Origin of the sequence: Arcobacter suis CECT 7833 (genome assembly GCF_003544815.1) — a bacterium.
Taxonomy (GTDB): domain Bacteria; phylum Campylobacterota; class Campylobacteria; order Campylobacterales; family Arcobacteraceae; genus Aliarcobacter; species Aliarcobacter suis.
On record NZ_CP032100.1, the window covers coordinates 2,288,850 to 2,301,991 of the forward strand.

General features: G+C 26.9%; 13 protein-coding genes. 7 read left to right on the forward strand and 6 right to left on the reverse strand.

Translation table 11 applies throughout. The features are described 5' to 3' along the window. Window positions 1–103: 103 nt before the first annotated feature. The gene (locus ASUIS_RS11765; RefSeq protein ID WP_118887277.1) at window positions 104–1,213 is read left to right on the forward strand and encodes an aminotransferase-like domain-containing protein; all 1,110 of its coding nucleotides are present in this window, start codon (window positions 104–106) and stop codon (window positions 1,211–1,213) included. Here ASUIS_RS11765 and ASUIS_RS11770 read toward each other — a convergent pair. From ASUIS_RS11770 to trmD, 5 genes are read right to left on the reverse strand one after another with little or no spacing between them, the layout of a single operon-like run. After that, window positions 1,210–1,752, reverse strand: a complete 543-nt coding sequence (locus ASUIS_RS11770; protein WP_118887278.1) for a hypothetical protein — start codon at window positions 1,750–1,752, stop codon at window positions 1,210–1,212. The genes ASUIS_RS11765 and ASUIS_RS11770 overlap by 4 nt on opposite strands. Window positions 1,753–1,758: 6 nt before the next feature. Then, window positions 1,759–2,364, reverse strand: coding sequence for a DedA family protein (locus ASUIS_RS11775; protein WP_118887279.1), 606 nt, complete (start codon window positions 2,362–2,364; stop codon window positions 1,759–1,761). A gap of 9 nt (window positions 2,365–2,373) precedes the next feature. Continuing rightward, window positions 2,374–2,904: a hypothetical protein gene (locus ASUIS_RS11780; RefSeq protein ID WP_118887280.1), complete on the reverse strand. Its 531-nt coding sequence runs from the start codon at window positions 2,902–2,904 to the stop codon at window positions 2,374–2,376. A 23-nt stretch (window positions 2,905–2,927) separates the two neighbouring features. After that, a complete protein-coding gene (rplS, locus tag ASUIS_RS11785; protein ID WP_118887281.1) occupies window positions 2,928–3,284 on the reverse strand; it encodes a 50S ribosomal protein L19 in 357 nt (118 codons plus the stop codon). Then, window positions 3,281–3,958 (reverse strand): tRNA (guanosine(37)-N1)-methyltransferase TrmD, encoded by a 678-nt coding sequence (gene trmD / locus ASUIS_RS11790; RefSeq protein WP_118887282.1) that lies wholly within the window; start codon window positions 3,956–3,958, stop codon window positions 3,281–3,283. The genes rplS and trmD overlap by 4 nt, the downstream gene beginning before the upstream one ends. Window positions 3,959–4,063: 105 nt before the next feature. On the opposite strand from trmD, the gene ASUIS_RS11795 reads away from it, so the two are divergent. The 5 genes from ASUIS_RS11795 to ASUIS_RS11815 all read left to right on the forward strand — a co-directional run bounded on the left by ASUIS_RS11795 (window position 4,064) and on the right by ASUIS_RS11815 (window position 9,424). Beyond that, on the forward strand, window positions 4,064–4,408 hold the full coding sequence (locus tag ASUIS_RS11795) for a hypothetical protein (protein ID WP_118887283.1): 345 nt from the start codon (window positions 4,064–4,066) through the stop codon (window positions 4,406–4,408). Between the two features lie 53 nt (window positions 4,409–4,461). Beyond that, window positions 4,462–6,735 carry a 5-methyltetrahydropteroyltriglutamate--homocysteine S-methyltransferase gene (gene metE, locus ASUIS_RS11800; RefSeq protein WP_118887284.1) on the forward strand — a complete coding sequence of 758 codons (2,274 nt, stop codon included), beginning with the start codon at window positions 4,462–4,464 and terminating at the stop codon, window positions 6,733–6,735. A gap of 83 nt (window positions 6,736–6,818) precedes the next feature. Beyond that, window positions 6,819–8,024: a threonine ammonia-lyase gene (gene ilvA, locus ASUIS_RS11805; RefSeq protein ID WP_118887697.1), complete on the forward strand. Its 1,206-nt coding sequence runs from the start codon at window positions 6,819–6,821 to the stop codon at window positions 8,022–8,024. A gap of 88 nt (window positions 8,025–8,112) precedes the next feature. Next, a complete protein-coding gene (locus ASUIS_RS11810) occupies window positions 8,113–8,799 on the forward strand; it encodes a F0F1 ATP synthase subunit A (protein ID WP_118887285.1) in 687 nt (228 codons plus the stop codon). 70 nt (window positions 8,800–8,869) lie between these two features. Further along, window positions 8,870–9,424: a thiamine phosphate synthase gene (locus ASUIS_RS11815; protein WP_118887286.1), complete on the forward strand. Its 555-nt coding sequence runs from the start codon at window positions 8,870–8,872 to the stop codon at window positions 9,422–9,424. On the opposite strand, the gene ASUIS_RS11820 is transcribed toward ASUIS_RS11815, so the two are convergent. Then, complete coding sequence (locus ASUIS_RS11820; RefSeq protein ID WP_118887287.1) at window positions 9,421–12,153, reverse strand: RecB-like helicase; 2,733 nt, start codon at window positions 12,151–12,153, stop codon at window positions 9,421–9,423. The two genes, ASUIS_RS11815 and ASUIS_RS11820, sit on opposite strands and share 4 nt — an antisense overlap. 80 nt (window positions 12,154–12,233) lie before the next feature. Here ASUIS_RS11820 and argB point away from each other — a divergent pair, with 80 nt between their 5' ends. Continuing rightward, the gene (gene argB / locus ASUIS_RS11825; protein WP_118887288.1) at window positions 12,234–13,133 is read left to right on the forward strand and encodes an acetylglutamate kinase; all 900 of its coding nucleotides are present in this window, start codon (window positions 12,234–12,236) and stop codon (window positions 13,131–13,133) included. Window positions 13,134–13,142 lie beyond the last annotated feature (9 nt).

Consider the following 13,142-nt stretch of genomic DNA (forward strand, 5'->3'; position numbering starts at 1 on the left):
AGTAAATAAAATTAGCAAAAATAGATAGTTTTAAAAGCATTTTTAGTAAAGTATAAAAATCAATTTTGCTGTATTCTTTCAAAAATTAAATAAAGGCAAAATTATGAAACGGTCATTTATTCGAGAGATTCTTGAATCAATAGATGAAAATACAATCTCATTTGCAGGTGGACTTCCAAGTGAAAAATTATTCCCAAGAGATGACTTAAAAACAGCAACAATGAAAATATTTGATAATCCAAAAGTATTTCAATATGGAATTAGTAATGGAATACCTGAATTAAGAGAAAAAATTGCTTCAAGATATACAAAAGAGGGGTTCCCAACCAAAAAAGAGAATATTTTAATTACAACAGGAAGCCAACAGGGAATGTATATTCTTGCAAAGTTTTATGAATCAAAAGATATTACAATAGAAGAACCATCTTATTTGGGAGCTATGAATATTTTTAGATTAAATCATCTTACAATGAAAGGAGTAGAACTACAAAAAGATGGAATAAATATTGAAAAATTCAAAGAGGGTTTTAAACAAACAAAATTATCATATTTAATTCCAGATTTTCAAAATCCAAGTGCTACAACTTATAGCGATGAAAAAAGAGAAGAAATAGCAAAAATAGTAAAAGAAGAAAATGGAATTTTAATAGAAGATTCTCCATATAGTGAACTATTTTTTGATAAAAAAAACATAAGTATTAGTTCAAAAATTCCTAGAAACTCATTTCATTTAGGGTCTTTTTCTAAAACATTAGTTCCAAGTTTAAGAATTGGTTGGATTAGAGCGGATGAAGATTTAATAAAATCTTTGATGATTATAAAAGAAAGTATTGATTTACACTCATGTGGAATTTCACAATATATTTTAAATGAGTATTTAGAAGATGAAGAAAAATACGAAAAACATCTTCAAGAAATTAGAGATGATTATAAACAAAAAGCAGACTTCTTTTGTGAACAATTGGACAAATATTTAGCAGAATTTAAATATGAAAAACCAAAAGGTGGAATGTTTTTATACGGTAGTTTTGAAGGAATTGACTCTTTTGCATTAGTTCAAAAATGTATAGAACAAAAAGTTGTTTATGTTCCAGGAAATCAGTTTTATATAGATAAAGTTCCAAATGGAGAGATTAGATTTAACTACACTCACTCAAGTTTTGAGCAGATAGAAAAAGGGATTAAACTAATCAAAAATTGTTTAGATAATTAAAATTTATATTTTTGTTTTAAAAATTTATAAATAGCAATTATTTTTGATTTCAAACCAGTTCTTGTTGAAAAAATCTTCTCTTTGAGAGACTTTTTCAACGTATATGTTTTCTCTTTTATCATAATATAAATTGAAGAATTTTTGACTTTAGAAATCACCAAAATAATATAGTTATAAATAAAATCAAACCATTTAAATTCCAATAATTTAGATTTTGCAATATTAAAAAACCAAAATATAAAAGCAGCAACTGGTATTTTAAGTACATAAATAAATACTGCACTAAATATATGCCCAGAAATAAATAAAATTCCAGCATAAATACCTATTAGTTCCACTATCACAAAAATAGAAACAAAAAATATTAAAATAAAATAAGAATTTAAAGCTAGAATTTTTGGAACAAGTTTCTGAAATAGTTGTAAACTTGATATTAAAGTAATTATTGGTTTAGCAAATTTTTCCCATATTAACTCTTCAAATATAATATAAATAAATACTAAAACAATTAAAAATATATTTAGTATTCTTTTATACATATTATTTTACGAAACTTTTGTTTTTTGTAGTTTTTTGTAGTACCAAAAAGCTAAAAAAGCAAGAGCTATTAAAATAGCAACTATGATATATCGTAAATATTCTTTTATCAATCCCTCATTATCACCTAAATAATAACCCAAAATAGCAAGAATTGCCACCCAAATTCCAGCACCTAAACTTGTATATAAACTAAATACAAATAGATTCATTTTTGCAAGTCCTGCTGGTAATGAAATATATTGTCTCACAACAGGAATTAATCTTCCTGAAAAAGTAGAAATATGTCCATGATTTTTGAAAAAAACTTCCATTCTAACAATAGTTTCTTCTGTTATAAAAAAATATTTTCCATATTTAATTAAAAATTTTCTTCCAAACTTAATAGCTAAATAGTAGTTAAATAATGAACCAGCTAATGAACCTAATATTCCAAAAAGAATTACTAAATACATATTCATTTCACCTTTATAGGCTAAATATCCAGCTGGAATCATTACTACTTCAGAAGGAAATGGGAAAAATGAACTTTCCAAAAACATCATTATAAAAATACCGGTATAACCTAAACTTCCAACAGTTTCTACAATAAAATTAATTATACTTGTAAGCAAGTTTTTCCTTTATATTAATTTTTTCCATTTAGAAATTGAGTTATTAATTAGTTCAAAGATTTTTTCATTTGTTGGTTCAACCTCATCAAAATAATCAGAAACAATTTTTAATACATAAAAATCTTTTATATTTTCTTTGCATATTTGAGAAAAAAATCGTGCTTGTTTATCTACAAGTAAAGTTTCTAAATTTTCGTCAGTTTCAAGGGGTTGTTCAATAGTAGTAATATTAGCAAAATTTAATCCGCCAATAAATCTATTAGTACAAAAAAGTGTTCCTAAAGCAATGCTTCCATCACTACATGATGCAATACTTAAATCAAATGCTTTGGAAATTGAATAGTTTTTAAAAATATAATCCAACGACTTAACTATTAAATCTTTACTTACTCCAGAAATAATAAGTAAGATGTCATCGTTAGAATATATCTTGTTTTCGATAGAGTTTTCTAATTCTTTCAAATTAAAAAAATCAATAATCGGATTTGCTTCGATTATTGAGGTTGTGTGAATTAAGATTTTAGACATAAAATCAAACAAAAAGGCTTAAGCCTTATTGTTTACTATCTTTTTAATTCTTTAATTCTTGCAGCTTTACCTTTTAATCCTCTTAAGAAGTGAAGTTTAGCACGTCTAACTCTTCCTCTTCTTAATACATCAATTGATTTTAATGAATCAGAATATAATGGGAAAATTCTTTCAACACCAATTGAGTTTGCACCAATTTTTCTAACTGTAAAAGTTGAATCTACACCGTTACCACTTCTAGCAATAACAATTCCTTCAAAAAGCTGAATTCTAACTTTTTCACCCTCTTTAATTTCAACACCAAGTTTTACAGTATCTCCTGCTCTGAATTGAGGGATAACTTTTGACGCAATTTGAGCTGCTTCAAAACTAGCAATATATCTATTTTTCATCGTTTTTCCTTATTAGGTCTATAATATTTTGTCTTACATTTGGACATCTGGATTTTTAAGTCGGAAATTTTACTATGGTTTCCCTTTAAGAATTCTTTAACAACACTTAAATTTTGGAAAATTTCAGGTTTTGTGAAAGATGGTGCTTCTAAAAGGTTGTTTTCATAACTCTCAACATCCAAAGAATCAGCATTTCCAAGTACATTTTCAACATTTCTTGAAATTGCATCAGCCATTACAAGAGATGGTAATTCTCCACCTGTTAATACAAATTCTCCTATAGAAAATACTTCATTTGCATATTTTTCTATAACTCTTTCATCAATTCCCTCATATCTACCACTTACAAATACTATATTTTTTTTCTTTGCTAGTCGCTTTGCATCATTTTGTCTAAATGGTTTTGCAGAAGCTAATGGAAAAATAATATAGGCTTCTTCATTTTTACTTTTTATTTCATTTAAGCAATCAAATAATGGCTGACAAGTTAAAAGCATTCCTGCTCCACCACCAACCATTTGGTCATCAACCTTTTTATGTTTATTAGTTGTAAAATCTCTTGGATTATAAAACTCATAAGATATAAAGTTCGACTCAATTGCTCTTTTTAAAATAGAATCATGAAAATATGGTTCAATTAAATTCGGGAAAAGTGTTACAAATGTAAATTTCAAAATAAAATCTACCCTTTTTTTGTTGGAATCATACCATATTTAATTTTATTTGTAATTAAGCATTTATTATTTACACTTCGAACCTATTTATAATAAAGGTTTTAGTTGAAATTACTTAATGGTTTTGGAAAAAAATATTTTACACTTTGTTCAATCCAAGCGTATGCTGTTGCTCCAAAATTACATAGTGTAATTACATCTTATAAAAGTCACTTAAGTACAAAATTATCATTATCTTGCGAAAATGATGAAGAGGAAGAATCCCCTCCACTACTTCAAGAGAGTTTATTATCTTGTTTTATACAAAACAAAAAACCTTGCCATTGCGACTGTGTTTTTAAAAGAAGAACTGCCTTAGCTGTTGCTCTTTTTAAATTTATTCCTAGATGTCCTTATTATGACACATTCTTCGCATTTAGAAGAACTGGCGTTCATCCACCTATTTTCTAATTAATCACTTATAACAAAAAATCAAAAACAAAAATATATCAATAGGATTAATTATGCAAAAAAATTACGTAATAGGATTTCCCCGAATTGGAGAAAAAAGAGAACTTAAAAAAGTTTTAGAAAAATACTGGGCAAAACAGAGTGATTTTGGTGATGTTGAATATGTGGCAAGTCAGCTAAAAAAAAGACATTGGAACTATCAAAAAGAAGCAAAGATAGAATTTATCTCTTCTAATGATTTTTCATATTATGACAATATGTTAGATACTTCTATTTTATTAGGTGCAATTCCAAAAAGATTTGAAAATCTAAAAGATGAAGAGTTATATTTTGCAATGGCTAGAGGAAATGAAAATAGTGTTGCTATGGAGATGACAAAATGGTTTAATACGAACTACCATTATATTGTTCCTGAAATTTCAAAAGAGACTACTTTTAAACTAAATAGTAAAAAAGTAATTGAAGAATATAAAGAAGCTTTAGAATTAGGAATCAAAACAAAAATCAATCTAATTGGAGCAATTACATATTTAGGTTTATCAAAAAGTGTTGATAACAATGATGTTTTTTTACATATAAACAAAGTAGTTGAAGTTTATAAAGAGTTATTATTGGAAATTTCAAAATTAGACGAGGAAGTTGTAGTTCAATTTGATGAACCATTATTTGTAAAAGATTTAGATTCAAAAGTTTTATCTTTAATCAAACCTGTTTATGATGCACTTGCAAGTGTTTCAACAAATATAAAAGTAGTTGTAACAACATATTTTGAACACTCAAATGATGCTACAAAAATATTGGTTAATACTCCTATTTGGGCTTTAGGATTAGATTTTATACATGGAGTTAAAAACTTTGAAGCTTTAGAGCTTATCAAAAACTCAAATAAAATTTTAATTGCTGGAGTTATTGATGGAAGAAATATTTGGAAAAGTAATTTTCAAGATAAAATTCAACTTTTAAATAAAATATCAAAAGTTGTAGATAAAGAAAATGTTATTGTTGGTACTTCTTGCTCACTTTTACATGTTCCTTTTACTTTAAGTTATGAAGAGAAGTTAGACAAAGAGATAAAATCATGGTTAGCATTTGCAAATGAAAAATTAAAAGAGTTATCACTTGTATCTAAACAATTTTTTGATTTTAAACTAAATTTAGATGAAGTTTCAAGCATTAGAAAAAATGCTGAAGAAAATAGCCAAAGAAAAATATCTTCTAAAATCCACAATATTAAAATTCAAGAAGAGATAAAAAGTTTAAAACTATTTGAAAGAGTTGATAAATTTCAAGATAGAATCAAAGTTCAAAGGGAATTTTTTAAATATGATTTTTTGACAACTACAACTATTGGTTCATTTCCTCAAACACCCCAAATTAGAGAAAATAGAAAAAACTTTAAAGCAAATCTTATTTCAGAAGAAGTTTATGAAAGTGAAATCAAAAAATATATTGATGATTGTGTAGCTTTTCAAGAAGAGATTGGACTTGATGTTTTAGTGCATGGAGAACCTGAAAGAAATGATATGGTTGAATATTTTGGTGAAATGTTAGATGGATTTGCCTTTACACAAAATGCTTGGGTTCAATCGTATGGAAGCAGATGCGTAAAACCACCATTGATTTATGGAGATGTAAACAGAGCTAATCCAATGACTGTCGAGTGGATAAAATATGCTCAAAGTAAAACTTCAAAAGTTATGAAAGGAATGTTAACTGGACCTGTAACTATTCTTAATTGGTCATTTGTAAGAGATGATTTACCAAGAAGTGCAGTGACACGTCAAATTGCTTATGCTATTTGTAAAGAAGTAGATGATTTACAGAATGCTGGAATTAAAATGATTCAAGTGGATGAAGCAGCCTTTAAAGAAGGTTATCCTTTAAGAGTTGAAAATATAAAAGAGTATGAAAATTGGGCTGTTGACAATTTCAAATTAAGTGTTAGCAGTGCAAAAGTTGATACACAAATTCATACTCACATGTGTTATAGTGAGTTTAATGACATTATAAAAACAATTGAAGCAATGGATGCAGATGTTATTTCAATAGAAACAGCACGAAGTGGAAATAGACTTCTTAGAATTTTTAAAGAAGTAGCTTATAAACAAGAAATTGGTCCTGGAATTTATGATATTCACAGTCCAAGAGTTCCAAGTGTTGAAGAAATGGTTGAACAAATAAAATCACTACTTGAAGTTTTACCAAAAGAGCAATTATGGATAAATCCAGATTGTGGATTAAAAACAAGAAAATGGCCAGAAGTAAAACAAAGTTTAGAAAATATGGTAAAAGCTGTAAATATCATAAAAAAAGGAGAAATTAAATAGAGCTTTTGCTCTATTTAAAAAAAGTTTTAATAAGCCTAAAACTTTTTTTAGATAACATCACAAAAAAAATGAGAAAAGAAATCATGATAACACTTAACAATATTAAAGAAGCAAGAAAAAATCTTGAAAATATAGCGGTAAATACTCCACTAGCAAAAGCACCAATTTTAAGCAAAGAGTTAAACGCTGAAATTTTCTTAAAAAAAGAGAATTTACAATTAACAGGAAGTTTTAAATTAAGAGGCGCTTTTAATAAAGTTGCAACATTATCAAAAAAACAAAAAGATAATGGTGTAGTAGCAGCAAGTGCAGGAAACCATGCTCAAGGTTTAGCCTTTGCAGCGCAATATTTTAATTGTGAAGCAACAATTTTTATGCCAGAAGCAACTCCTCTTACAAAAGTATCAGGTGTTAGATCTTATGGAGCAGAAGTTGTTTTAATTGGTGAAAATTTTGATGAAGCTTATGAGGCTGCTACAAAATTTGCGTTAGAAAACAATAAAGAGTTTATTCACCCTTTTGCTGATGATGAAGTAATTGCAGGGCAAGGAACTATTACTTTAGAAATTTTAGAAGAGATAAAAGATTTAGACAGAATCATTGTTCCAATTGGTGGAGGTGGATTAATCTCTGGAATTGCAATTGCTGCAAAAGCTATAAATCCTAATATTAAAATCACTGGTGTAGTTGCAAGTGGAGCAAAAGGAATGAAAGATTCTTTTGAATCAAGAATGCCAATTGATTCTGTAACAGTTAGAACAATAGCAGATGGAATTGCCGTTCGTGATGTAACTCCAAAACTTCTTGATATTATTTTAGAATATGTGGATGAAATAGTTGAAGTAACAGATAATGAAACTGCAAATGCAATTTTATTTTTATTAGAAAAACATAAACTTATGGTTGAGGGAGCTGGAGCTGTTGCAACTGCTGCACTTATGCATGGAAAAGTTGATATAGAAAATTCTAAAGTTTGTGCAATTGTAAGTGGTGGAAATATTGATGTTACTATGTTATCTTTGATTATAGAAAAAGGTTTAGTAAAATCAAATAGAAAAATGAATCTAATCGTAACACTTATGGATAAACCAGGAGCATTAATGCTTTTAACAGAGGTTTTCACAAAAAGCAGCGCAAATATTGTTCAAATAGATTATGATAGAAAGTCTGTAAAACTGGAGTTTGGTGAAGCTCATGTTACAATAGCCCTTGAAACAAAAGGTGAAGAACACCAAAAATTAATAAGGGAAAATTTGAAACAAAGTGGATTTAGATTTAAGCAAATTTAACTTAATTTATTATCTTTAGAAAGATTTTAGAAAATAAATATTATAATGTTTGCATAATTTAGTATGTAGAACAAAAAAAAGGAAGAACATGGAAGGAAGACTGTTTACATTCTTGGGTGCTATTGGTGGGCACGGGCAAGAGTGGATAATCTTATCGCACTATATTTTAGTGCTTGGTATTATTTTTTTAATTGCAAGAGCTGCAACTAAAAAATTACAATTAGTTCCAACTGGTGCTCAAAACGTTATGGAAACATTCGTTGGTGGTATCATCAAAATGGGAACAGATACAATGGGTGAGCAAAATGCAAGAACTTATATGCCATTAATTGCATCTTTAGCTATTGTTATTTTTGTTAGTAATATGATGGGAGTAATTCCTGGATTTGAAGCTCCAACAAGTAACATCAACTTTACTTTATCTTTAGCTTTAATAGTTTTTGTTTATTATAACTATGTAGGTATTAAGAAAAATGGTTTTATAACTTATTTTAAACACTTTATGGGACCAATGCCTATATTAGCTCCATTAATGTTCCCTATTGAAATTATTTCTCATATTTCAAGAATTATTTCATTATCATTCAGACTTTTTGGATCTATCAGAGGGGATGATATGTTCCTAATGGTACTTTTAATGTTAGTACCTTGGTTATTACCATTACCAGGATTTTTCCTATTAACTGCGTTTGGTTTCTTACAAGCGTTTATTTTCAGTATATTAACTTATGTTTATATTGCTGGTTCTGTTATGATGGAACATGACGAACACTAATAATTAGTGCTTCAGAATTAAAAGGGAGAAAGTTTTTACTTTCTCCCTTTTTTTATATAAGGATTTTAAGATGATTAAATATTTAATAACTGATCCAAAATATTATACAAATGATGAAAAAAAATTTGAAGAAATTTTAATAAATATTTTAGATAAACGACAAATTGATATTGCTTGTTTTAGAGATAAAGAATCAGGAAATTTTGAAGAAATAGCCAAAATATTTATTAAGATTTGCAAAGAAAAGAATATAAAAAAGATTTTATTAAATGGTGATTATATAAAAGCAAAAAAATTAAATGCAAGTGGTGTTCATCTAACCTCAACTCAATTTGATGAAATCAACAAAGCAAAAGAGTTAGGTTTATATGTAATTATCTCTTGTCATACTTTTGAAGATATACAAAAAGCAATAAATAATCAAGCCGATGCAATTACATATTCTCCTATTTTTGAAACACCAAATAAAGGTACTCTAAAGGGAATAGAAGCTTTAGAAGAAGTTATAAATAAATATCCTAACATAAACATTATTGCTCTTGGTGGAATTATAAATGAAATACAAATAGAACAAATATCTAAAACAAAAGCTTATGGAATTGCTTCTATTAGATATTTTGTTTAAACTTCACTAATAAAAACTTCACTTGGATGTAAATAAATCAAATAAGAAAAAACATTTTGTGTTTTAAAAATATCTTTTATCGCTTTTTTATAATGGGCAACTTGAACTATATGTTCGGCTGATTTCTCTTTTGTAGTTTTATAATCGATTATGTAATAGTTGTTTTCTTTAAAAAGTAATAAATCTATAATTTTTATTTCCTCTTTATAAACCAAAGATTGTTCTGTTATAAACTCTGAGTTTTTTAGCAATGAAGCAAATTTTTCATTATTTACTAATAATAAAATTCTATTTTTTATATCAACAAAATCTTCTTCACCTAAAAAATTTGAATATCTTGTTTTTGCTAAATTCAAAGAATAATTTAAATTATCAACAGTGAAATCATTCATCATTTCCAAACAATAGTGTGTTGCAATTCCAAAATATTTTGCTTTTAAATAATCTTCTTCAAACTCTTTTTCTTTTGAAATCTGTTTTTCTTGAGTTCCTAAATTCATAGGAGTATAAAGAACTTTTTCTATTTTTTCATAGTTTTTAGAAATATTTTGACTCTCTATGATAGTTCCAATTTGTGTTGCTTTCATATTCAAAATATCAAAAACAGAAGATTTAGTTTTTTTGAAAATAATCATATTATTTTTAGCTCGTGTTACTGCCACATATAAAATATTTATTTCATCTTCCAAACTCAAAGCTTTTTCTTTCGCTATTGCTTTTTCATAATCTTTGTTGTAGTTTTCATAACCTTTTATTTTATAAAAGATATTTTTTAACTCTACACTTTCATACTCAAACAGAAGTGAAGATTTATCCACATTCTTTCTTTTTATTCTATCAAGTAAAATTACAGTATTAAACTCTAAACCTTTTGATTTAAAGATTGTCAAAATCTGCAATCCAACTGATTCAGAATTTTCCATATTTGAATCTAATTTATCAATTTCATATACAAAATCAACAATATTTGAAAAAACTGAACTCACTTCTATAAGTTTAATTATATTTTCATCTATGATTTTTAATCTACTTGCTAACTCTTTTATAATTTCTTGAATTGATTTTTCTTTTAACTCTATATTTAAATCCAACTCATTTAAAATGGCATTTCCTATTAGTGCATTTAGATTTTCTTTATAAATCTCTTCTTTAAAATATATATATTTTATAGCATTTATAACAGCTTTTACATTTTGTTGATTTATAAGTTTTGATGTCATTTCCGTTGAAATTTTCATAGTTGGAAACTTTTGTTTTAAATAATAATAAAGATTTAAAACATCCGCATTTGTGTAAGTCAAAATTGCAATATCATTTGAATTTACACCATCTTTTAATAGTTGTTCTATTTTTGAAGCAATATTTTCAAACTTATCTTCTTCATCAAGTTGAGTGTCTTCAACAACCTCAATATATCCACCTTTTGAAACAGACTCTTGTTCAAAATATTCATAATTTGGGATATTCAAGAAAAGTGAATTTACATAAGAGATTACATTTTCGCAAGAACGATAATTTGTATTTAAAACTTCAACTTCAAGAAGTTTGTTTGTATTTGCCACATAATCAAAAAGTTCTCTTTTCCCACCACGAAATCTATAAATCGATTGTTTAGTATCTCCAACATAGAAAAATGTTTTAAATTTTGTTTGATCGCCTGAAAGTATCTCTTTTATTAATGGCTCTAAAATTTTATATTGTAACAATGATGTATCTTGAAACTCATCCATCAAAATATGTGAAAAAGAAGAATCTAATCTAAAATATAAAAAATCTTTATCAATTTTTGTAGATAATAGTTCATAAACTAAATTTGAAATATCATTAAATTCCAAATAATTTTTATTTTTGTTAAAAGTAAATTTAAACTCTTTAAACATCAAATAAAGTTCAAAAAGTTTACTCAAACTATATCCAGCTCTTAATTTATAATAAATAGCTATTTGTTCTTTCAGATTAAAAAAGTGATTTTCTAAAATATCATTTGCACACTTTTTAAAATATGAATAATCAGCTAAGGTTTCTTTTTCAAGCCAAGTTCTTCCAAATAATTCATCAAAAGTTTCAAAATCAACAGCTTTAATTGCACTAGCACTTGCTCCATTACAATTTGAAATTTGCTCTTTTATTTTAAAAGCAAACTCTAAAACATTACTTTTTTGTAAATCAATAAGCTTTGCATCAATATTTACAATATCAACTGTTTCATTTTTTTCAAGTAGGTTTTTGAATAATTCAAAAATTGAGTTAAATTTCTTTTTTTCATAGTGAGAAAAATCAATCAGAGTTTCAAATTGAGTTGCATTTAATGATTGTAAAAACTTCATACTTAAAGCTTCAATATCATCTTCTTTTATCTCAAAATCATCCGATATTCCAATATATCCACAAAATTCTCTAAGAATTTTATTTACAAACTTATCAATAGTAAAAATAGATAAAGTAGCACTTGAAAACGATTTAACTAAAAAACTTTTTTTACCAAGAATATCTTGTTTTGATAAACCAGATTGTTTTTCAATTGCACTTAAATATGCTTCATCATCACCTAAAGTCAAAAGAGTTTTATAGATTCTTTCACTCATTTCATTTGCAGCTTTATTTGTAAATGTAAGAGTCAAAATTTCACTGGGTTTTGCACCAAGTAACAAAAGTGTGATATATCGAACAGTAAGTGCAAAAGTTTTTCCGCTTCCAGCACTGGCTTTTAGGGCTAAGTATTTTTTCATGGTCTAATGATACTAAATTTTTTATTAATAAGATTCTTTTAGATATAATCAGCACTCAAAAATCACTTAGGATTATAAATATGCAAAATAAACATCAAAAAGTACAAACTCTACTTGATGCAATTCCATATATTAAAAAATTTTTCGGAAAAGTTATTGTTATTAAATACGGGGGTTCTGCTCAAACTAGCCCTGATTTAAAAGAAAAATTTGCTCAAGATATAGTTTTTCTTTCACTTTTAGGAATTAAACCTGTTATTGTTCACGGTGGAGGAGCAAGAATTACTGAATTATTAACTAAATTAGAAATTCCTTCACATTTCGTTGATGGTCACAGAGTTACTTGTAAAGAGAGTATGAGAGTTGTTGAGATGGTTTTAAGTGGTGAAATTAATAAAAATATTACATCTTTACTTACACACCATGGAGCAAAAGCTATCGGAATTTCAGGAAAAGATTCAGCAATGATAAATGCTGTTCCAAAAGATGGTGGGAAATTTGGCTTTACTGGTGATATCACAAAAGTAAATGGCGAGATGATAAATAATTTAATTAAAGAAGGATTTATTCCAGTTATTGCTCCTATTGGAGATAGTGCAGAACCAAATCATCCAGGATTTAATATAAATGCAGATGTTGCAGCTTGTGAAATTGCGGCTGCAATTGGTGCACAAAAAGTTTTATTTTTAACTGACACTATTGGAGTTTTGGACAAAAAAGGAAATTTAATTCAAACTTTAGATAAAGAGAGTGTTGAAAACTATAAAAAAGATGGAACAATCGCTGGTGGAATGATACCAAAAGTTGATTCTTGCATAGATGCAATACATAATGGTGTAAACAAAGCACATATAATTGATGGAAGAGTTGAACACTCTATTTTACTTGAATTATTTACAAGTGATGGTATTGGAACTCAATTTATAAGAAAAGACAACCCTAATAATGGGATAGATATAGAAAAATTATTAAACGACTAAAAAGGGATA

Bases quoted from the DNA above. Each gene is read 5' to 3' on its own strand.
- ASUIS_RS11765 (WP_118887277.1), top strand. From the start codon at position 104: ATGAAACGGTCATTTATTCGAGAGATTCTTGAATCAATAGATGAAAAT.
- ASUIS_RS11770 (WP_118887278.1), bottom strand. From the start codon at position 1,752: ATGTATAAAAGAATACTAAATATATTTTTAATTGTTTTAGTATTTATT.
- rplS (WP_118887281.1), bottom strand. From the start codon at position 3,284: ATGAAAAATAGATATATTGCTAGTTTTGAAGCAGCTCAAATTGCGTCA.
- metE (WP_118887284.1), top strand. From the start codon at position 4,462: ATGCAAAAAAATTACGTAATAGGATTTCCCCGAATTGGAGAAAAAAGA.
- ilvA (WP_118887697.1), top strand. From the start codon at position 6,819: ATGATAACACTTAACAATATTAAAGAAGCAAGAAAAAATCTTGAAAAT.
- ASUIS_RS11810 (WP_118887285.1), top strand. From the start codon at position 8,113: ATGGAAGGAAGACTGTTTACATTCTTGGGTGCTATTGGTGGGCACGGG.
- ASUIS_RS11815 (WP_118887286.1), top strand. From the start codon at position 8,870: ATGATTAAATATTTAATAACTGATCCAAAATATTATACAAATGATGAA.
- ASUIS_RS11820 (WP_118887287.1), bottom strand. From the start codon at position 12,153: ATGAAAAAATACTTAGCCCTAAAAGCCAGTGCTGGAAGCGGAAAAACT.
- argB (WP_118887288.1), top strand. From the start codon at position 12,234: ATGCAAAATAAACATCAAAAAGTACAAACTCTACTTGATGCAATTCCA.